Consider the following 20,536-nt stretch of genomic DNA (forward strand, 5'->3'; position numbering starts at 1 on the left):
TTCATAGTGTTTCGGTGGTCATAGCGTGAGGGAAACGCCCGGTTACATACCGAACCCGGAAGCTAAGCCTCACAGCGCCGATGGTACTGCAGGGGGGACCCTGTGGGAGAGTAGGACACCGCCGAACTCCTTTTATAGCTCCGGCTCTTGGGCAGTACTGCCCAAGAGCCGGAGCTTTTTTGCGTTGAGGTAGGGTCAGGGGGCATCGTCAGCTCTTTTCGCACAGGAGGCCCCCGGATGGAGGTCCAGGAGACCCGCGTCCAGACAGACCGGGTCCTCACCATCCCCAACATCCTCAGCATGGCGCGGCTCGTCGGCGTACCGCTGTTCCTGTGGCTGATTTTGAGGCCGGAGTTCGGGGGCCCCAACAGCGATGGATGGGCCCTCCTGGTGCTGGCGTTCAGCGGGATCAGCGACTACCTCGACGGCAAGCTCGCACGGCGCTGGAACCAGATCAGCAGCCTCGGCCGGCTCCTCGACCCCGCCGCAGACCGCCTGTACGTCCTCTCCACGCTGCTGGGGCTCACCTGGCGGGAGATTCTCCCCCTCTGGCTCACCGGCCTGCTGCTGGCCCGAGAACTGGTCCTCCTGGTCATGGTGGGCATCCTGCGCCGGCACGGGTATCCGCCGCCGCAGGTGAACTTCCTCGGGAAGGCCGCCACCTTCAACCTGATGTACGCCTTCCCCCTCCTGCTCCTCAGTGACGGACAAGACTGGATCGCGTCACTCGCTGCGATTTTCGGATGGGCGTTCGCCGGATGGGGTACAACCCTCTATTGGTGGGCAGGAGTGCTCTACGTGGTGCAAGTCCGCCGATTGGTGCGTGCGGACGCCACGGTCGATCGAACTCGGCGATTGTCCTGACGTAAGTCCTGGCGTAACGCCTCGTTGGCCCGCGGTGGAAAAGTGCGGGACAATCTGGACGGGTGAAGTCGGCTAGACCGTCGTCTCTGAGGAGGACGCTTCCGACATGAAGGCCGTCGTGATGGCCGGTGGCGAAGGCACACGCCTGCGCCCCATGACCTCGAGCATGCCCAAGCCGCTCCTGCCGGTGGTGAACCGCCCGATCATGGAGCACGTGCTACGGCTGCTCAAAAGGCACGGGCTCAACGAGACCGTCGTCACCGTGCAGTTCCTGGCCTCGCTGGTCAAGAACTACTTCGGTGACGGCGAAGAGCTCGGTATGGAGCTCACCTATGCCAACGAGGAGAAGCCACTCGGTACCGCCGGAAGCGTCAAGAACGCCGAGGAGGCGTTGAAGGACGACGCCTTCCTCGTGATCTCCGGCGATGCCCTGACCGACTTCGACCTCACCGAGCTGATCAACTTCCACAAGGAGAAGGGTGCGCTGGTCACGGTCTGCCTGACCCGGGTGCCCAATCCGCTGGAGTTCGGCATCACCATCGTGGACGAGGAAGGCAAGGTAGAGCGCTTCCTGGAGAAGCCGACCTGGGGACAGGTCTTCTCCGACACGGTCAACACGGGCATCTACGTCATGGAGCCCGAGGTCTTCGACTACGTCGACCCCGATGTTCCGGTCGACTGGTCCGGTGACGTCTTCCCGCAGCTGATGAAGGAAGGCAAGCCGATCTACGGCTACATCGCCGAGGGCTACTGGGAGGACGTCGGCACCCACGAGAGCTACGTGAAGGCCCAGGCGGACGTCCTCGAAGGCAAGGTCGACGTCGACATCGACGGCTTCGAGATCTCCCCGGGCGTGTGGGTGGCGGAAGGCGCCGAGGTGCACCCCGACGCCGAGCTGCGCGGACCGCTGTACATCGGCGACTACGCGAAGGTCGAGGCCGGCGCGGAGATCCGCGAGCACTCCGTCATCGGCTCCAACGTCGTCGTCAAGAGCGGTGCCTTCCTGCACAAGGCGGTCGTTCACGACAACGTGTACGTCGGTCAGCACAGCAATCTGCGCGGCTGCGTCGTCGGCAAGAACACCGACATCATGCGGGCCGCGCGGATCGAGGACGGCGCGGTCATCGGTGACGAGTGCCTGATCGGTGAGGAATCGATCGTCCAGGGCAACGTCCGTGTCTACCCGTTCAAGACCATCGAGGCCGGCGCCTTCGTCAACACCTCGGTGATCTGGGAGTCGCGGGGGCAGGCCAACCTGTTCGGCGCCCGCGGCGTCTCCGGCATCCTGAACGTCGAGATCACTCCCGAGCTGGCGGTCCGGCTCGCCGGTGCCTACGCGACGACCCTGAAGAAGGGCGCCACCGTCACCACGGCCCGTGACCACTCGCGAGGTGCCCGCGCACTCAAGCGCGCGGTGATCTCCGCGCTCCAGGCCAGCGCCATCGACGTACGCGACCTGGAGAACGTGCCGCTGCCCGTGGCCCGGCAGCAGACCGCGCGCGGCAGCGCCGGCGGCATCATGATCCGCACCTCGCCCGGCGTCCCCGACTCGGTGGACATCATGTTCTTCGACTCGCAGGGCGCGGACCTGTCGCAGGGCAGCCAGCGGAAGCTGGACCGGGTGTTCGCGCGGCAGGAGTACCGGCGGGCGTTCCCCGGTGAGATCGGCGATCTCCACTTCCCGGCGAGCGTCTTCGACTCGTACACCGGATCGCTGCTGCGCAACGTGGACACGACCGGCATAGCGGAGTCGGGCCTCAAGGTAGTCGTGGACGCCTCGAACGGCAGCGCCGGGCTCGTGCTGCCCAGCCTGCTCGGCAAGCTCGGTGTGGACTCGCTGACCATCAACCCGGGTCTCGACGAGTCCAGGCCGACGGAGACGGTGGAGATGCGGCGCAAGGGCCTCGTGCGGCTCGGCGAGATCGTCGCGTCGTCGGGTGCCGCGTTCGGCGTCCGGTTCGACCCGGTCGGTGAGCGGCTGTCGCTCGTCGACGAGAAGGGCCGGATCATCGAGGACGACCGGGCCCTGCTGGTGATGCTGGACCTGGTGGCCGCCGAGCGGCGCAGCGGGCGGGTGGCGCTTCCGGTCACCACGACCCGGATCGCCGAGCAGGTGGCCGCCTACCACGGCACCCAGGTCGAGTGGACCACCACCTCGCCCGACGACCTCACACGCGTGGGCGGCGAGGAAGGCACCATCTTCGGCGGTGACGGCAAGGGCGGGTTCATCGTCCCCGAGTTCAGCAGCGTCTACGACGGCACAGCGGCCTTCGTACGGCTCATCGGGCTCGTGGCGCGTACCCAGCTCACCCTCAGCCAGATCGACGCGCGGATCCCGCGGGCGCACGTCCTCAAGCGGGACCTGGCGACGCCGTGGGCCGTCAAGGGCCTGGTGATGCGGCGGGTCGTCGAGGCCGCAGGGGACCGCTTCGTCGACACGACCGACGGTGTGCGGGTCGTGGAGCCCGACGGGCGCTGGGTGATGGTGCTGCCCGACCCGGCCGAGGCGGTCACCCACCTGTGGGCCGAGGGACCGGACGACGCCTCCGCGCAGGCCCTGCTGGACGAGTGGGCGGTCGTCGTCGACAGCGCCGGCCGGTAGTACCGCAACGGCGTGAGCCGCTGCACGCGTGCGTGCCGGACAGGCGCCCCCAAGGGGGCCTGTCCGGCACGCCGGTGGGGCCGTTCGGAGGTACTGCTCGCGACATGCGACGATGTGCGGCATGCCGCAGCAACCCCCCGTTCGGAGCAGCCCCACGCGGCCGCAGCGCCCGGACGCCTCCATGTCGTTGATCACCAACGTCATGGACCACAGCCTCGACGACGGATACGCCGAGGCCGCCGCCCGGAAGAACGCCCGGGGTGAGGGCGGTCTGCCGAAGACGCTCCGGGCCAGACTGGGCCTGGCCGCCGGCCTCGTCCTCGCGGCGCTGGTCGTCACCGTCGGCGCGGCCCAGGCGCGCGTGGCGGCGCCCGTGGTGGCCAAGGAACGCCAGGAACTGATCGACCGCGTCGACAGCGAGACCAAGGACGCGGACAAGCTCGAGAGTACGGTCGACAAGCTGCGCGACGACGTCGGCGCGCGCCAGCGTGCGGCCCTGAAATCCAGCGGCGGGGGTGCGGCGGCGGACCTGGTGAGTGTGCTGTCCGGCGCGTCCGCCGTGCACGGGCCCGGCGTCAGGCTCGTCGTGAACGACGCCAAGGAAGCCACCAGCGGTGGGGACGGGTCCAATCCGCGGGAGACGTCGGGCTTCTCCGACACCGGCCGGCTGCGCGACCGCGACATGCAGCGCGTGGTCAACGGGCTGTGGGCCTCGGGGGCCGAGGCGGTCTCCATCAACGGGCAGCGGCTGACGGCCCTGTCCGCGATCAGGGCCGCGGGTGACGCGATCCTGGTCGACAACAGGCCGCTGGTGCCGCCGTACACGGTGCTGGCGGTGGGGGACGGGCAGCGGCTCGGCACCAGGTTCCAGAACAGCGCCGACGGCCTGTATCTGCACGCGCTGGTGGAGAACTACGGGATCCGCGCGACCATCTCCCCGGAGGGCGACGTCCGGCTGCCCGCCGCCCCCAGTGTGATCGTACGTACAGCGCAGCCGAGCAACGAGAACAGCGAGAAGGGCACATCGTGATCGCCGTACTGGGTCTCGTCGTGGGAGTCGTGGCCGGCCTGCTGGTCCGGCCCGAGGTTCCGGCGGTCGTCGAGCCTTACCTGCCGATCGCCGTCGTCGCGGCGCTGGACGCCGTCTTCGGCGGACTGCGGGCCATGCTCGACGGCATCTTCGACGACAAGGTCTTCGTGGTCTCGTTCCTGTCGAACGTGGTCGTCGCCGCCCTGATCGTCTTCCTCGGTGACAAACTGGGCGTCGGCGCGCAGCTGTCCACGGGCGTCGTCGTGGTCCTCGGCATCCGGATCTTCTCCAACGCCGCGGCGATCCGCCGGCACGTCTTCCGGGCGTGACACCGATGAGCGAACACGACGACGGCGACGCCCGGCCGGAGAGCCGGCTGCCGCAGAGCGGCCCACCGGAGCACCGGCTGCGCAGGGAACTGCCGGCCGAGGTGCCCGCGTCCGCGCCCGGGGCCGGCCGGCCGGCCGGGGAGCAGCCCCAGCAGCCGCTGACCGGACGCCAGCGGCTCGTCAAGGGCCTGTGGCCGCCGCGCTTCACCCGCGCCCAACTCATCGTCGCGGTGCTGCTGTTCGGCCTCGGCTTCGGCCTGGCCGTCCAGGTGGCGTCCAACAGCGACACCGACAGCGCGCTGCGCGGCGCCCGTCAGGAGGATCTCGTACGCATCCTCGATGAACTGGACTCGCGTACTCAGCGTCTTGAGGACGAGAAGCAGGGGCTGGAGAAGCAGCGCCAGGAACTCCAGAGCAGCTCCGACCAGGCCGCGGAGGCACGCAGGCAGACCGCCGAGAAGAAGAGGCAACTCGGCATCCTGGCGGGCACCGTGGCGGCACAGGGGCCCGGCATCACCATGACGATCGAGGACACGAAGGGGACGGTCAAGGCGGACATGCTGCTCGACGCGATCCAGGAGCTGCGTGCGGCCGGCGCGGAGGCGATCCAGGTCAACGGGGTCCGGGTGGTCGCCGGCACCTACTTCACCGACTCCGGCAAGAGCGTGAGCGTCGACGGGAACAAGATCGGCGCCCCTTATCGTTTCAAGGTCATCGGCAAGCCGCAGGACCTCGAGCCGGCGCTCAACATTCCCGGGGGCGTGGTGCAGACCCTGGAGAAGGAGCAGGCCACGGCGACCGTGCAGCAGTCCGGCAAGATCGTCGTGGCTGCCTTGCGGCAGGCGAAGCGGCCTGACTACGCTCGGTCGTCCTCCCGGTGAACCGGCGGTGCATGGCGGCTGTCGCGTACGGGCATGAGCTTGCGGGGGGTCGGCGCACCGAAGAGGTGGCGCGTGATGGAAACTGTTTGGTGGATACGGACGTTGTGAAGATGTCCGGCTCGGCCGGTGTAGGCAATCAGGGTTCGTCCTGCCCCACGGGCGGGTCTGTTTCGGTCAAGGGGAATCGCCCGTGAAGTTGTTTGCGAAGTTGTTCGGCAAGAGCGCGCGAGAGGGCGGCGACAACGCCACCGCCCGTCATCGCGCGCAGCCTGACGCGGAGGGCCAGCGCCCGCTGTTCCGGGACCAGGTCGCTGGTCCGGGCGGTGACATTTCCGGTGGTCAGGGCGCGGCGTCTGTTGACCCTACCCAGGCCGGCGGCATAGGTTTCGGGCAACCGTCAACCTCAGGTGCGGGTGGAGGGTTCGCCCCCGGCCCGTACGCGTCCAACGCCCCGGCGGGGCAGCCGCGGCAGGAGGATCCGTCGATGCCGGTCCTGGTGTGTACGAGGTGCGGTAACCGCAACGCGGAGAACGCCCGGTTCTGCTCCCACTGCGGCGCGCCGCTGCGCCCCGGGGTGGCACCCGAGCGCGCCTCCGAGACGACGTCCACGATCTCGATCTCCGGCCTCGAGGCCTACGACGCCGAGGCGACCGGCCAGACGCAGCTGCCGATGCTCTCCCCGGAGGCGCAGGCCGCGGTGGACGCGCTGCCACTGGGCTCGGCGCTCCTGGTGGTGCGCCGGGGGCCGAATTCGGGCAGTCGCTTCCTGCTGGACAGCGATCTGACCACGGCCGGCCGTCATCCGCAGAGCGACATCTTCCTGGACGACGTGACGGTCTCCCGGCGGCATGTCGAGTTCCGGCGCTCCCCGGACGGCTCCTTCACGGTGGCCGACGTGGGCAGTCTGAACGGCACGTACGTCAACAGGGAGCGCATCGACCAGGTCGCTCTGTCGAACGGCGACGAGGTGCAGATCGGCAAGTACCGGCTGGTGTTCTACGCGAGCCGGCAGGGCATCTGACCCACCCCCGGACCGGCGTCCGGGGGGACACCCCCAGGGAAGGTCCATGCTGCGAACACCGAGCGGCGGTGCCGGAAGCGGTACCGCCGCCAGGGACAGTGGGCTGATGAGCATCGGCACGGTGCTGAACACGCTGCGCGACGAGTTCCCCGAAGTGACTATCTCCAAGATCCGTTTCCTGGAGGCGGAGGGGCTCATCGAGCCGCAGCGGACCCCGTCGGGATATCGCAAGTTCAGCGCCGGGGACGTCGAGCGCCTCGGTCACGTCCTGCGGATGCAACGGGACCACTACCTCCCGCTCAAGGTGATCCGGGAGTACCTGGACGCCATGGAGCGGGGTGAGGCCGCCCCGCTGCCCCTGGTCGGGCGCCAGCGCACCGCGGAGGACGGCCCGGAGCCGCCGGACAGGCCCACGGTGGCCCGGGTCGGCAAGACAGAGCTGCTGGCCACCGCGGACATCGACGAGGCGGACCTGAAGGAGTGGGAGTCCTACGGGCTCATCGCCCCTCTGGAGGACGGGGCCTACGACGCCGAGGCGGTCACCGTGGCCGAGCTCATCGTCGAGCTGGGCCGTTTCGGCATCGAGCCGCGCCACCTCCGGGTGATGAAGGCCGCCGCGGACCGTGAGGCGGGGCTGGTGGACCAGGTGGTGGCCCCGCTCAAGCGCCACCGCAATCCGCAGACGAGGGCACTCGCCGAGGCCCGTACGAAGGAACTGGCGGCGCTCACGACGAAGCTGCACGCGGCTCTCGTGAAGACCGCTCTCGGCGTACGCCTCCCCTGAGACCCACGGGCCCCCGGAACCGGCTCAGGGGCCGGGCTGAGCCCGGTGGGACCAGGCCAGGAGCGGGGCTGGCGGTGGGGGGCCGGGCGGCCGGATCGGGCACCTGTTCCCGGCCCGACTACCCAAACGTCCCGGGCACGGCCTAGGGTTGCTGTGTGAACGAGCTCGATGTCGTAGGTGTCCGGGTCGAAATGCCCTCCAACCAACCGATCGTGCTCCTGCGCGAAGTGGGAGGCGATCGTTACCTCCCCATCTGGATCGGGCCGGGGGAGGCGACGGCGATCGCTTTCGCCCAGCAGGGCATGGCCCCCGCGCGACCGCTGACCCACGACCTGTTCAAGGACGTGCTGGAGGCCGTCGGCCAGGAGCTGACCGAAGTACGCATCACCGACCTGCGGGAAGGGGTCTTCTACGCGGAACTGGTGTTCGCCAGCGGGGTCGAGGTCAGCGCCCGCCCCTCCGACGCCATAGCGCTGGCCCTGCGCACCGGAACGCCGATCTACGGCAGTGACACGGTGCTGGACGACGCGGGCATCGCCATTCCGGACGAGCAGGAGGACGAGGTCGAGAAGTTCCGCGAGTTCCTCGACCAGATCTCGCCCGAGGACTTCGGCAGCAGCAGCCAGTGAGGCGCCGCGCCGGCCTGCCGGACCCCGGGTTCCTTCCGGGCGGTGGGCGGGTCCGCGGGGCCGCCGCCCCGGCAATTGCCTCCGGCCGGTGAGAGCGTCCTACGGCTTCCCGTGAGCGCATTCGGCTAGCCTTTCCCCGCGGTGGGACACGGGAAACCACTCCTAGGGTGATTGTCACTCGGCGTGCCGAGTGTGGCGATCGTTGACGCGCCCCTGGTGACTGCCTACCGTCGAGAAGGCAGGTCAAGGACGGAGGTCGGCGTGAGAACCAGCGGCGACGGTACGGCTGGGGGTGCCCCCGGACGCGGTTTCGGGGAGAGCGGTCCGTACCCGCCCCCGGACTCGCGGCCGCGCTCGAGCGGGGGTTACCCCCATCCCGGCAGCGCGGCCGAGCACGCTCCGCAACTGCCGACGGCGGTGCCGAACGGCGGAGGGGTGGCGTCCATGACGTCCGAGGAGATCGGCTACCGCGGGCCCACGGCCTGCGCGGCCGCCGGCATCACCTACCGGCAGCTCGACTACTGGGCCCGCACCGGGCTGGTCGAGCCCAGTGTGCGGCCCGCCTACGGGTCCGGCACCCAGCGTCTGTACAGCTTCCGGGACGTCGTCGTCCTGAAGATCGTGAAGCGGTTCCTGGACACCGGGGTGTCGCTCCAGAACATCCGCACGGCCGTGCAGCACCTCAGAGAACGCGGTTTCCGCGACCTGGAGCGGATGACCCTCATGAGCGACGGTGCCACCGTGTACGAGTGCACCTCGCCGGACGAGGTCCACGCGCTGCTCCAGGGCGGTCAGGGCGTCTTCGGGATCGCCGTCGGCGTGGTGTGGCGGGACGTGGAGGGCGCGCTCTCCCAGCTGCACGGCGAGCGCATCGACACCGGGGAGACGCTGGTCGGGCCTAATCCGGCGGACGAGCTGGCGCGGCGCCGCAACCGGGCGGTCTGACCGCCAGGGATCCTCGCGGTGCCCTCCGCCGTCACCGCGTTGTCAGTGCCGTGGTGCAGCATCGGAGATGTGAGAAACGCGCCCACGGTCCTGCATCTCGACATGGATGCCTTCTTCGCCTCGGTGGAGCAGGCGTCCAAGCCGAGCCTGCGCGGGAAGGCCGTCGTCGTGGGCGGGCTCGGACCGCGCGGGGTGGTGGCCACCGCGTCGTACGAGGCACGGGTGTTCGGGGTCCACTCGGCGATGCCCATGGGGCAGGCGCGCCGGCTGGCACCCAACGCCGCTTATCTGGTGCCGCGCTTCACCCTGTACCGGACGATCAGCGAGCAGGTGATGGCGCTGCTGAGGGAGCTGTCACCGCTGATCGAGCCGCTCAGCCTCGACGAGGCGTTCGTGGACCTGGAGGCCGGGGGAGCGGCCTGGGACGAGGAGTCGGCGCGGCGGGCCGGGGAGAGGCTCCGCGCGGACATCCGGGCGGTCACCGGGCTCACCGGGTCGGTGGGGCTCGCCGCCTCCAAGATGCTCGCGAAGATCGCCTCCGAGCAGGCGAAACCGGACGGCTTGGTGCTGATCGAGCCGGGGACCGAGCGGGCCCTGCTGGGGCCGATGCCGGTGCGGACCCTGCCGGGGGTCGGGCCGGCCACCGGGGACCATCTGCGCCGGGCCGGGATCACCACGGTCGAGGAGCTGGCCGAGGCGGGCGAGGACGAACTCGTCCGGATGCTCGGCAAGGCGCACGGGCACGCGCTGTACGCGATGGCCCTGGCCCGGGACCAGCGGCCCGTGGTGGCCGAGCGGGAGACCAAGTCGGTGTCGGTGGAGGACACCTACGACGTGGACATCCACGACCGGGTGCGGGTCGGGATGGAGGTGCAGCGACTGGCCGACCGGTGTGTCCGGCGGCTGCGCGAGGCCGGGCTGTCCGGGCGGACCATCGTGCTGAAGGTGCGGCGGTACGACTTCTCGACCCTCACCCGCTCCGAGACGCTCAGAGGGCCCACGGACGATCCCGCGGTCATCCGTGAGGCGGCGGCGCGGCTACTGGACTCCGTGGACACCACGGGCGGGGTGCGGCTGCTCGGCGTCGGCGTGTCCGGGCTCGCCGACTACACGCAGGAGGACCTGTTCGCGCAGGCGGCGGGGGAGCGGGCGGTGGACCTCGCGGAGGAGGCCGTGCCGCAGGCCCCGGCGGAGCAGGGGCCCCCGGCCGAGCGGCAGTGGCGGGCCGGGCAGGACGTGCGGCACGACGTCTGGGGACACGGATGGGTGCAGGGCAGTGGTCTCGGCCGGGTCACCGTGCGCTTCGAGACGCCGCTGTCCGAGCCGGGCCGGGTCCGGACGTTCCGGGTCGACGATCCCGCGCTGACGCCGGCCGAACCGTTGCCGCTGGTCTCCGGGCCGGCGCCCACCGGCCCGGCCCCGGCCGTGCGACCGGCTTCGGATGAGCAGCCCGGACGTCCGGCCCCGGATTCGGACGGGTACGACGGGCGACCCGGCGGCGGGGTTCAGGGGCCCGGCGCGGACCGGGACTCCTCCGGTGGTGCCAGGGTGCCGAAATCGTGGTCCGGGGCCTTGGGCGGGGACGCCGTGTCCAGGCCGTAGTGGTGGTAGAGCTGGAGTTCCTGCTCGGGGGAGAGGTGGCGGCCCACGCCGAAGTCGGGGGCGTCCTTGATCAGGGTCCGGTCGAAGGGGATGTGCAGCGTGCCGTCGAGGAACTCGCTGGGTTCCAGAGGGACGAAGGCGTCCCGGGAGAAGAGACCGGTCCGTATGGCCGCCCACTCGGGCACGCCGGTCGCGTCGTCGAGGTACACCTCGTCGATGGTGCCGATCTTGGCGCCATTGACGTCGAACGCCTTGCGGCCGATCAGGTTGCGCGGATCGATGTCGGTTCGCACGGTCCCTCTCTCTCCACGTGGTCGCAACACATCCGTAAGCACAACAAAAGAGCAGATTCAGGGATGCGGCCACTCGAGGGCTCAGGCGTTGACCCCGCTGGTAGGCTGACAGCGGCTGCCGACCCCGCGCGGGAGAGTCCTCCGACCATGTCGGAGGCGCCGAAGGAGCAAATCCTCCCCGGAATCTCTCAGGCTCACGTACCGCGCGGACGAGGTCACTCTGGAAAGCAGGGCGGGTGTGCACGGCGTCCGCTCTCACCGACGGTGAAAGCCGGTGCCCGCAAGGGCCCCGGTGAAGCTCTCAGGTCGAGATGACAGAGGGGGAGGCCGTCGGGGTATCCGTACCGGGGTGCCCCTCGAAGGTCGCGTCAGACCAGGAGGCCTCCGCAATGACCGCCCATCGCATTCCGCTCTCCGAACTCGAAGCGGGTATTCCGTTCGAGCAGCGCCACATCGGCCCTGACCAGGAGGCGCGGGCCAAGATGCTCGCGCAGGTCGGGTACGGCTCGCTGGACGAGCTGACCGCCGCCGCGGTCCCGGACGTGATCAAGAATGCCGACGCCCTCGACCTGCCGAACGCCCGCACCGAGGCCGAGGTGCTCGCCGAGCTGCGTTCCCTCGCCGACCGCAACCAGGTCCTCGGCTCGATGATCGGGCTCGGGTACTACGGGACGTTCACACCGCCCGTCATCCTGCGCAACGTCATGGAGAACCCGGCGTGGTACACGGCCTACACGCCGTACCAGCCGGAGATCTCCCAGGGCCGCCTGGAGGCCCTGCTGAACTTCCAGACGGTGGTCGCCGACCTGACCGGCCTGCCCACCTCGGGTGCCTCCCTGCTGGACGAGGGCACCGCCGCCGCCGAGGCGATGGCGCTGTCCCGGCGCATGGGCCGGAACAAGAAGGGCCTGTTCCTGGTCGACGCGGACGCGCTGCCGCAGACCATCGCCGTGATCGAGACGCGTGCCGAGCCGGCCGGCGTCGAGGTCGTCGTCGCCGACCTCAGCGACGGCATCCCGGCCGGGATCGCCGAGCGCGAGATCAACGGCGTGCTGCTCCAGTACCCGGGCGCCTCCGGTGCCGTACGGGACATCAAGGCGGTCATCGACCAGGCGCACGAGCTGGGCGCCCTGGTGACGGTCGCCGCCGACCTGCTCGCGCTGACCCTGCTGACCTCCCCGGGCGAACTGGGCGCGGACATCGCCGTCGGTACGACCCAGCGCTTCGGCGTGCCGATGGGCTTCGGCGGGCCGCACGCCGGCTACATGGCCGTCCAGGAGAAGTTCGCGCGCAGCCTGCCCGGCCGCCTGGTCGGCGTCTCCGTCGACGCCGACGGCAACAGGGCCTACCGCCTGGCGTTGCAGACCCGTGAGCAGCACATCCGCCGTGAGAAGGCCACCAGCAACATCTGCACCGCGCAGGTGCTGCTCGCCGTGATGGCCGGCATGTACGCCGTCTACCACGGTCCCGAGGGCCTGCGGACGATCGCCCGCCGCACCCACCGCTACGCCACGATCCTCGCCGCGGGCCTGAAGGCCGGCGGGATCGACATCGTCCACGGCGCCTACTTCGACACCGTCACCGCCCGCGTGCCCGGCAGGGCCGCCGAGGTCGTCGCCGCCGCCCGGGACAAGGGTGTCAACCTGCGCCTGGTGGACGCCGACCACGTCTCCATGGCCTGTGACGAGACCACCGGCCGGGCCCAGCTGGCCGCCGTGTGGTCCGCGTTCGGGGTCGAGGCCGACGTCGAGGCGCTGGACCCGGCCGCCGAGGACACCCTGCCCGAGGCGCTGCTGCGCACCGACGCCTACCTCACCCACCCGGTGTTCCACCAGCACCGCTCCGAGACCGCGATGCTGCGCTACCTGCGCCGCCTGGCCGACCGCGACTACGCGCTCGACCGCGGCATGATCCCGCTGGGCTCCTGCACCATGAAGCTCAACGCGACCACGGAGATGGAGCCGGTCACCTGGCCCGAGTTCGGGCAGCTGCACCCCTTCGTGCCCGCCGAGCAGGCCGAGGGCTATCTGACGCTCATCCGTGAGCTGGAGGAGCGTCTCGCCGAGGTCACCGGCTACGACAAGGTCTCGCTCCAGCCGAACGCCGGTTCGCAGGGCGAGCTGGCCGGTCTGCTCGCCGTACGCGGCTACCACCGCGCCAACGGCGACGAGCAGCGCACCGTCTGCCTCATCCCGTCCTCCGCGCACGGCACCAACGCGGCCAGCGCCGTGATGGCAGGCATGAAGGTCGTCGTCGTCAAGACCGCCGGAGACGGCGAGATCGACATCGAGGATCTGCGGGCGAAGATCGAGAAGCACCGTGACGAGCTGTCGGTGCTGATGATCACCTACCCGTCCACGCACGGTGTGTTCGAGGAGCACGTCGCCGACATCTGCGCCCGGGTGCACGAGGCCGGCGGCCAGGTGTACGTCGACGGCGCCAACCTCAACGCCCTGGTCGGCGTGGCCAAGCCGGGCCACTTCGGCGGCGACGTCTCCCACCTGAACCTGCACAAGACGTTCTGCATCCCGCACGGCGGCGGTGGTCCGGGCGTCGGCCCGGTCGCCGTCCGCGAGCACCTGGCGCCGTACCTGCCCAACCACCCGCTCCAGCCGGCCGCTGGGCCGGAGACCGGCGTCGGCCCGATCTCGGCCGCCCCGTGGGGCAGCGCGGGCATTCTGCCCATCTCCTGGGCGTACGTCCGTCTGATGGGCGGCGAGGGCCTGAAGCGGGCCACACAGGTGGCCGTGCTGTCGGCGAACTACATCGCCAAGCGACTGGAGCCGCACTTCCCGGTCCTGTACACCGGCCCCGGCGGTCTGGTCGCGCACGAGTGCATCATCGACCTGCGCCCGCTGACCAAGGCGACCGGCGTGAGCGTCGACGACGTCGCCAAGCGCCTGATCGACTACGGCTTCCACGCCCCGACCATGTCCTTCCCGGTGGCCGGCACCCTGATGATCGAGCCGACCGAGTCGGAGGACCTCATCGAGCTGGACCGTTTCTGCGATGCGATGATCGCGATCCGCGCGGAGATCGAGAAGGTCGGTTCCGGCGAGTGGCCCGCCGAGGACAACCCGCTGCGCAACGCCCCGCACACCGCCGCCGCGCTCGGCGGTGAGTGGGCGCACGCCTACAGCCGCGACGAGGCCGCCTTCCCGGCCGGCGTCTCGGCCGCCGACAAGTACTGGCCGCCGGTGCGCCGCATCGACCAGGCCTTCGGCGACCGCAACCTGGTCTGCTCCTGCCCGCCGCTGGACGCGTACGAGGACTGAGCGAGCCGCTGGTGTCGGTCCCGCCCGGAATCCGGGCGGGACCTTCGCGTTTCCGCTACGCCGTCGCCAGGGACACCTCGGTCGCCTTGATCAGGGCGACGACGTCGGAGCCCACGAAGAGGCCGAGGTCCTCGGCGGCGTCCCTGGTGATGGCGGCGGTGAGTTCGCCGCCGTCCACGGTGACCTTCACGGAGGCCATGACGTCGCCGACCACGAGATGGGTGACCGCGCCGGGCAGCTGGTTGCGGATCGACAGGCCCGCGACCCGGTTGGTGGCCAGGGACACCTCCGTCGACTTCACCAGGGCGTGCACGGCGGAGCCCGGGGCGAGACCGAGCTGCTCGACGGCCTCCAGGGTGATGGCCGCCGTCAGGTTCTGGCCCCCGGTCAGGCGGACGCCGACGGTCGCCATCACCTCGCCGGGGTGCACCTCGGTGACGGTGCCGGGCAACTGGTTGCGGATGCTGAGACTCATGGCCCCTCACCGTAGTGGGCGAGGGGGTCAGGCCGGGTACGCGTGCGTCTGCGTCGCCTTGACCATCGCCCAGACCGGTGCACCGGGGTGCAGGTCCAGCTCGGCCGCGGCGACCGTCGTCAGGTCCGCGGTGAGGGGGAGTCCGCCGGTGAGGTCGGCGCGGATGCGGTCGCCGTGCGTCTCCAGGCCCGCGATCTCGCAGCGCCACACGTTCCGGGCGCTGGTACCGGCGGGCCGGCCCCGGAACAGGGTCACGGCCGACGGCGGGAACGCCACGAAGACGGGTCCGGACAGCTCCTCCGTGGTCGTGATCACGGGCCCGTCGTCGAGCCCTACCGTGTGGCCCGCGGCCTGCCCTCGGTAGAGGTTGAGGCCGACGAGCCGGGCGATGTAGTCCGTGCGCGGGTGGCGGGCGATGTCGGCGGGCGTGCCCTCCTGCACGACCCGGCCGTCTTCCACGACCACCAGCCGGTCCGCGAGCACCATCGCGTCCAGCGGATCATGGGTGACCAGTACGCAGACCGCTTCGAACTCGGCCAGGTGGCGGCGGAGCTGGGCGCGGACCTCCAGGCGGGTACGGGCGTCCAGGGCCGCCAGCGGCTCGTCCAGGAGCAGCAGCCGGGGGCGGGTGGCGAGGGCGCGTGCGAGCGCGACGCGCTGGGCCTGGCCGCCGGAGAGAAGGCGCGGACGGACGCCCGCGTGGCCGGCCAGGCCCATGCGCTCCAGCCAGGCCGCCGCCCGCGCGCGGGCCTCGGCCTTGCCCGCGCCCCGGCAGCGGGGGCCGAAGGCGACGTTGTCCAGGGCGGACAGGTGCGGGAAGAGCAGGTAGTCCTGGAAGACCACACCGACCGGGCGGGACTCCGGGGCAGTGCGCTCCAGCGGGGTGCCGTCCAGGCGCAGGTGGCCGTCGGTGAGCGGGGTGAGACCGGCGAGGGCGCGCAGGGCGGTGGTCTTGCCGGCGCCGTTGGGGCCGAGCAGGGCGATGACGTCCCCCGGGGCGGCCGTCAGGGTCACGTCCAGGCGGAACGGGGGGCGGTCGACGACGAGGTGGGCGTCCAGGCCCTCGTCGGGGGCGGCTTCCGGGTGCGGGTGGGGGGTGGTCGGCCGGTCCCCGGCCGGGCCCGGCTTCCGCCCCGCGTCACCGGTGCGGGGCTCGTCGTCGCTTGCCGGTGGCCCTTGTGGGGTGCGATCGCCGCAGGTGGCCGAGGGTGCGTCCGGGTGCAGGGGCCGGGATGCGGTGCGGTTGCCGTTGGCCGCCGGTTCGGCGGGACGGTCGGCGGCTGCCGGTACGCCTGGGTCCGGTGCGTGGGCGGGGGCGTCGGAGGGCTCGGAGCCGGTGCTTCTCATGAGGTGGTTGTCCAGCGGTCCCTGAGGCCGGCCAGCACCGCGATGGACACCGTGAGCAGGACGAGACTGAGGGAGACGGCGGCTTCGGGGTCGTTCTGGAGGGCGAGGTAGACCGCGAGCGGCATGGTCTGGGTGCGGCCGGGGAAATTGCCCGCGAACGTGATCGTCGCGCCGAACTCGCCGAGCGCGCGTGCCCACGCCAGGACCGCGCCCGCCGCGATGCCGGGGGCGATCAGCGGCAGCGTGACCCGGCGGAACGCGGTGAAGCGGGAGGCGCCCAGGGTGGCGGCCGCCTCCTCGTAGCGCGGGTCGGCGGCGCGCAGCGTGCCCTCCACGCTGATGACCAGGAACGGCATGGCCACGAACGCCTCCGCGATCACGACGCCCGCGGTGGTGAACGGCAGGGTGATCCCGAACCAGGAGTCCAGCCACTGGCCGATGACGCCGTTGCGGCCCAGGGCGAGCAGCAGGGCCACACCGCCGACGACCGGCGGCAGCACCAGGGGCAGTGTCACCAGGGCGCGCACGAGGCCGCGGCCGGGGAAGTCCGTGCGGGCCAGCAGCCAGGCCAGCGGTACGCCTAGGACGAGGCAGACGACGGTCGCCGCGGTGGCCGTGACCAGGGACAGCTGGAGCGCCTGCCACACCTCGGCGCCGGTGAGCTGGTCCGGCAGGCTGCGCCAGGGAGCCCGGACGAGCAGGGCGAGCAGCGGCAGCAGCAGGAACGCCAGGGCCAGCAGGCCCGGCAGCAGCAGCGGCAGCGGCACTCCGCGCCGGCCCCCCGTGCCGGCGCGGCGGCGCCGCGGCCGGCCCGTGCGGGGGCCGGCCGCGGTAGCGGGCTTGTCGAGCGACGTCATGGTTTGAGGAACCCGGCGCCGCTGAGGACCCTCTGGCCCTCGGTGGACCGCACCAGGGCGATGAACGCCCTGGCGGCCTCGGCGTTCGGGGCGTCCTTCAGCAGGGCGATCGGGTAGTCGTTGACGGCGGCGGCGGACTCGGGGAACTCCACGCCCTCCACCTTGCCGTGCGCGGACTTCACGTCGGTCTTGTAGACCAGGGCCGCGTCGGCCTCCTTCAGCTCCACCTTGGTCAGGGCGCCCTTGACGTCCTGCTCGTAGGAGACGGGGGTCAGTTTCACCTCGCCCGCGGTCAGGGCCTTCCGGGCGGCGGCGCCGCACGGCACCGTCCTGTCGCACAGGACGACCTTCAGACCGGGCCGGGCGAGGTCCTTCAGGGAGGACAGCTTGTGCGGGTTGCCCGGCACGGTGGCGATCTCCAGCTGGTTGCGGACGAAGGTGTCCGGGGTGCCGACGGTGCCCTTCCCGTCCGTCACGATCGCCATCGTCTTGGGGCTGGCGGCGGCGAAGACGTCCACCGGGGCTCCGCCGGTGATGCTCGCGGCCAGGCTGTCGCTGCCGTTGAAGCTGAAGCTGACCTTGGTGCCGGGGTGCTGCTTCTCGAACTGCCTGCCCAGCGCGGTGAAGCTCTCCTTCAAGGAGGCGGCGGCGAACACGGTGACCGTGCCGGACGGCTTCCGGGCGGGCTTGTCGGCCCGGTCGTGCGACGAGTCCGACGAGGGGGAGCAGGCGCTGAGCGCCATCAGGGCGGCCGCCCCCACGCCGGCCGGCTTCAGCATCCACCGGGTACGGCACACCGAACGGGTCATCACGGTTCTACTCCTCGGTTCAGTGGATCAACCTGTCGCGCCCCTGAACGGCCGGCATCGGCCGTGCCGTGATGATACTGCCGCATCCGCCAGCCTCAAGGCTCCTGTCACATCGCATGAGCCATCAATTAGCGTCTTGTAGCTTGCATGTGCGTTCGCACGGTGTTTCCGGGCGGGTGCGGCTGGGTCCCGGCCCGGGGGACGACGGACGGGCGGCCCGGCGGGCGCCGGGCCGCACGGACGGCGGAAGGGCGGAAGGGGCGGGCGCGTGACCGGCCGGCCGGTGGGCGGTCAGACCCGGTCGATGTGCACGTTGGTGGACTTCACGCGGGCGGTGGCCTCCACGCCGACCTCGAGGCCGAGTTCCTCCACGGCTTCCCGGGTGAGCAGCGAGACGAGCCGGTGCGGGCCCGCCTGGATCTCCACCTGGGCGGCGACGTCACCGAGCTTGATCGCGGTGACGATGCCGGGAAAGGCGTTGCGCACGGAGGTGTGGGAGGCGTCCTCCTCACCGCTGCCGCCCGCCCGGGCCAGTTCCACCGAGAACGCGGCCAGGTCCCGGCCGTCGATGAGGCGCCGTCCGGACTCGTCGCGGTGGGTGGTCATCCGGCCGGCGTCGGCCCAGCGGCGTGCGGTGTCCGGGCTGACGCCGAGCAGCCGTGCGGCCTGGCCGATCGTGTAGGACTGCATGCCGGTCACGATAGGGCACCACGGACCTGGGGCTCGCGGCCGTACCTCAGCCGGTGTGCACGCGCGGCCGGCGTGTCCGGTCCGGTTCTGCCTCGCGCAGTACCTCCCGGGTCACCGGGGCGACCTCGCCCTGGCCGAAGAGGAAGAAGCGCAGGAAGTTGGTGAACGGACTGCCCTCGGTCCACTCGAAGTAGATGTGCGGGGTGCAGCCGGTGACGTCCCGGACGTGGAGGAGGAGCGCGGCCAGGGCGTTGGAGATGGAGGAGTGCTCCAGGGTCAGCACGCGGTAGCGGCCGTGCAGGATCTCACCGCGTACGGTCAGGCCCGTCTCGAACTCGGAAGGGTCGGTCACCGTGACCTCGGCGAAGACGAAGTCCTCCTGTTCGGGCATGTCGTTGTCGGCCCGGATCTGTTCGATCTTCTCGCGGTACTCGGCCTTGTCACGGCGGTCCGGCTCGTTGGCGATGAACCGCATCTTCCGGCTGGCCATGTCCCGGATGAACCGTTCCGCCAGCGGGTCCAGCGTCACGCTGGTCACCCGCAGTTCGAAGGCGCGGGCCAGCCGGGACAGCAGGGAGACCAGGATGATGCCCGCGATGAAGCAGGCGCCGATCTTCACACCGTCCGGGCGCTCGATGACGTTGACGACGGTCGTGTACAGGAACACCGCCGCTATCACCGCGAACCCGATGGTCCAGCCCCGCTGCCCCGCCTTGCGCGCGGCGATGGTCACCGCGATCGCGGCCGAGCTGATCAGCACCAGCACGCCGGTGGCGTAGGCGCCGCCCTGCTTGTTGACGTCGGCGTCGAAGATCCAGGTCACCAGGAAGGCGATCAGTGTGAAGACGATGACCATCGGGCGTACGGCACGCGCCCAGTGCGGGGCCATGCCGTAGCGGGGCAGGTAGCGCGGCATCAGGTTCAGCAGACCGGCCATGGCGGAGGCGCCCGCGAACCACAGGATGGCGATGGTGGAGACGTCGTACACCGTGCCGAAGATGCCGCCGAGGTACTCGTGCGCGAGGTAGGAGAGCGCGCGGCCATTGGCACTGCCGCCGGCCCTGAACTCCCGTTCCGGGATCAGCAGCGTGGTGACGAAGCTGGTCGCGATCAGGAAGCAGCTCATGATGAGCGCGGCCGTGGTCAGCAGCTTCCTGGTGTCCCGGATGCGGCCGGCCGGCCGCTGCTCGGTGTCGCCCGGGTCGCCCTGGACGTGCGGCATGACGGCGACACCGGTCTCGAAGCCGGACAGGCCCAGGGCGAGCTTGGGGAACACGAGCAGTGCCACGCCGACCATCGCGAAGACGTTGCCGTGTTCCGCGGTCAGGGCACCGGCCCAGTCGGTGACCAGGTGGCCGGCGGTGACGACGTGCCACAGGCCGGCGATCACGACGACGACGTTGAGGCCGAGGTAGACGCCGACCAGGGCGACGGCGACCCCGATCGCCTCCAGGAAGCCCTTGAGGAAGACGGCGCCGAGCAGTGCCACCAGGAACAGGGTGATCGGCATCTGCTCGCCCTGGAGGGCGTTCGTCAGGTGCGGGTTCTCCACCAGGTGGGTGGCGGCGTCGGCGGCGGAGAGCGTCATGGTGATCAGGAAATCGGTCGCCGCGAAGCCCAGCAGCGTGAGCACGAACAGCTTGCCCTGCCAGAAGGACAGGAGGCGTTCCAGCATGGCGATGGAGCCCTCGCCGTGCGGGCTCTCCTCGGCCACCCGGCGGTAGACCGGCAGGGCGCCGGCCAGGGTCACTATGACGAGCACGATGGTCGCCACCGGGGAGAGCAGACCGGCCGCCAGCGCGGCGATGCCCGGCTGGTAGCCGAGGGTGGAGAAGTAGTCGACACCGGTCAGGCACATCACCCGCCACCAGCGCTGTCCCCGGTGCGCCGGCTCGGGTTCGGCGTGCGGTCCCGTGTGGCCACCGCCCTTGCCCATGTCGGACAGCCCCTGGAGCATCCAGGCGCGCAGGCGGCTGGTACCCGGAGGGTGCTCGGTCGTGACCATCGGTGCTCCTGACATGCGGCTCAGCTTTTTCCGGCCATCACGTGGGACGGCGGCAACAGCGTAAGCACAGAGTGATGCCGAGGCCTGGGAATCAGAGC

At 70.8% G+C, this 20,536-nt stretch carries 18 protein-coding genes, 1 rRNA gene and 1 riboswitch; of the genes, 12 read left to right on the top strand and 7 right to left on the bottom strand.

Translation table 11 applies throughout. The features are described 5' to 3' along the window. Positions 1-10 precede the first annotated feature (10 nt). The 11 genes from rrf to ACGFT1_RS31545 all read left to right on the top strand — a co-directional run bounded on the left by rrf (position 11) and on the right by ACGFT1_RS31545 (position 10,687). A 5S ribosomal RNA gene (gene rrf, locus ACGFT1_RS31495) occupies positions 11-127 on the top strand. Between the two features lie 110 nt (positions 128-237). Then, positions 238-864, top strand: coding sequence for a CDP-alcohol phosphatidyltransferase family protein (locus tag ACGFT1_RS31500; protein WP_373912383.1), 627 nt, complete (start codon positions 238-240; stop codon positions 862-864). A gap of 106 nt (positions 865-970) precedes the next feature. Beyond that, positions 971-3,466, top strand: a complete 2,496-nt coding sequence (locus tag ACGFT1_RS31505) for a sugar phosphate nucleotidyltransferase (protein ID WP_373912384.1) — start codon at positions 971-973, stop codon at positions 3,464-3,466. A 121-nt stretch (positions 3,467-3,587) separates the two neighbouring features. Then, complete coding sequence (locus ACGFT1_RS31510) at positions 3,588-4,496, top strand: DUF881 domain-containing protein (protein WP_373912385.1); 909 nt, start codon at positions 3,588-3,590, stop codon at positions 4,494-4,496. After that, positions 4,493-4,825 (top strand): small basic family protein, encoded by a 333-nt coding sequence (locus tag ACGFT1_RS31515; RefSeq protein ID WP_003988855.1) that lies wholly within the window; start codon positions 4,493-4,495, stop codon positions 4,823-4,825. Before ACGFT1_RS31510 ends, ACGFT1_RS31515 begins: the two co-directional genes overlap by 4 nt. A 5-nt stretch (positions 4,826-4,830) precedes the next feature. Next, entirely contained in the window at positions 4,831-5,706 is an 876-nt protein-coding gene (locus ACGFT1_RS31520; RefSeq protein WP_373912386.1) for a DUF881 domain-containing protein, read from the top strand. A gap of 190 nt (positions 5,707-5,896) precedes the next feature. Continuing rightward, positions 5,897-6,727, top strand: a complete 831-nt coding sequence (locus ACGFT1_RS31525) for an FHA domain-containing protein (protein ID WP_373912387.1) — start codon at positions 5,897-5,899, stop codon at positions 6,725-6,727. 46 nt (positions 6,728-6,773) lie between these two features. Next, a complete protein-coding gene (locus ACGFT1_RS31530) occupies positions 6,774-7,511 on the top strand; it encodes a MerR family transcriptional regulator (RefSeq protein WP_373912388.1) in 738 nt (245 codons plus the stop codon). A gap of 155 nt (positions 7,512-7,666) precedes the next feature. After that, positions 7,667-8,140 carry a bifunctional nuclease family protein gene (locus ACGFT1_RS31535; protein WP_003988851.1) on the top strand — a complete coding sequence of 158 codons (474 nt, stop codon included), beginning with the start codon at positions 7,667-7,669 and terminating at the stop codon, positions 8,138-8,140. 261 nt (positions 8,141-8,401) lie between these two features. Next, a complete protein-coding gene (locus tag ACGFT1_RS31540; protein ID WP_373912389.1) occupies positions 8,402-9,085 on the top strand; it encodes a MerR family transcriptional regulator in 684 nt (227 codons plus the stop codon). A 69-nt stretch (positions 9,086-9,154) separates the two neighbouring features. Next, positions 9,155-10,687 (top strand): DNA polymerase IV, encoded by a 1,533-nt coding sequence (locus tag ACGFT1_RS31545; protein ID WP_373912390.1) that lies wholly within the window; start codon positions 9,155-9,157, stop codon positions 10,685-10,687. Here the strand turns inward: ACGFT1_RS31545 and ACGFT1_RS31550 are convergent. Further along, entirely contained in the window at positions 10,591-10,980 is a 390-nt protein-coding gene (locus ACGFT1_RS31550; protein WP_373912391.1) for a PRC-barrel domain-containing protein, read from the bottom strand. The genes ACGFT1_RS31545 and ACGFT1_RS31550 overlap by 97 nt on opposite strands. Positions 10,981-11,099: 119 nt before the next feature. Next, a riboswitch (glycine riboswitch) is annotated at positions 11,100-11,194 on the top strand. A 175-nt stretch (positions 11,195-11,369) separates the two neighbouring features. Between ACGFT1_RS31550 and gcvP the strand changes: the two genes are divergently transcribed. Beyond that, on the top strand, positions 11,370-14,255 hold the full coding sequence (gcvP, locus tag ACGFT1_RS31555; RefSeq protein WP_373912392.1) for an aminomethyl-transferring glycine dehydrogenase: 2,886 nt from the start codon (positions 11,370-11,372) through the stop codon (positions 14,253-14,255). A gap of 55 nt (positions 14,256-14,310) precedes the next feature. Here gcvP and ACGFT1_RS31560 read toward each other — a convergent pair whose 3' ends face one another. From ACGFT1_RS31560 to ACGFT1_RS31585, 6 genes are all read right to left on the bottom strand, one after another. Further along, positions 14,311-14,730 carry a molybdopterin-binding protein gene (locus ACGFT1_RS31560; protein WP_373912393.1) on the bottom strand — a complete coding sequence of 140 codons (420 nt, stop codon included), beginning with the start codon at positions 14,728-14,730 and terminating at the stop codon, positions 14,311-14,313. A 27-nt stretch (positions 14,731-14,757) separates the two neighbouring features. Next, the gene (locus ACGFT1_RS31565) at positions 14,758-16,077 is read right to left on the bottom strand and encodes an ATP-binding cassette domain-containing protein (RefSeq protein WP_373912394.1); all 1,320 of its coding nucleotides are present in this window, start codon (positions 16,075-16,077) and stop codon (positions 14,758-14,760) included. Beyond that, positions 16,074-16,934 (bottom strand): ABC transporter permease, encoded by an 861-nt coding sequence (locus tag ACGFT1_RS31570; RefSeq protein WP_373912395.1) that lies wholly within the window; start codon positions 16,932-16,934, stop codon positions 16,074-16,076. Before ACGFT1_RS31570 ends, ACGFT1_RS31565 begins: the two co-directional genes overlap by 4 nt. Beyond that, positions 16,931-17,743 carry a molybdate ABC transporter substrate-binding protein gene (gene modA / locus ACGFT1_RS31575; RefSeq protein WP_373912396.1) on the bottom strand — a complete coding sequence of 271 codons (813 nt, stop codon included), beginning with the start codon at positions 17,741-17,743 and terminating at the stop codon, positions 16,931-16,933. The genes ACGFT1_RS31570 and modA overlap by 4 nt, the downstream gene beginning before the upstream one ends. A 291-nt stretch (positions 17,744-18,034) precedes the next feature. Next, positions 18,035-18,433, bottom strand: coding sequence for a helix-turn-helix transcriptional regulator (locus tag ACGFT1_RS31580; protein ID WP_356824081.1), 399 nt, complete (start codon positions 18,431-18,433; stop codon positions 18,035-18,037). A gap of 46 nt (positions 18,434-18,479) precedes the next feature. Next, on the bottom strand, positions 18,480-20,438 hold the full coding sequence (locus tag ACGFT1_RS31585; RefSeq protein WP_373912397.1) for an amino acid transporter: 1,959 nt from the start codon (positions 20,436-20,438) through the stop codon (positions 18,480-18,482). Positions 20,439-20,536: the final 98 nt, after the last annotated feature.

Origin of the sequence: Streptomyces sp. Y20 (assembly GCF_043195475.1) — a bacterium.
GTDB lineage: Bacteria > Actinomycetota > Actinomycetes > Streptomycetales > Streptomycetaceae > Streptomyces.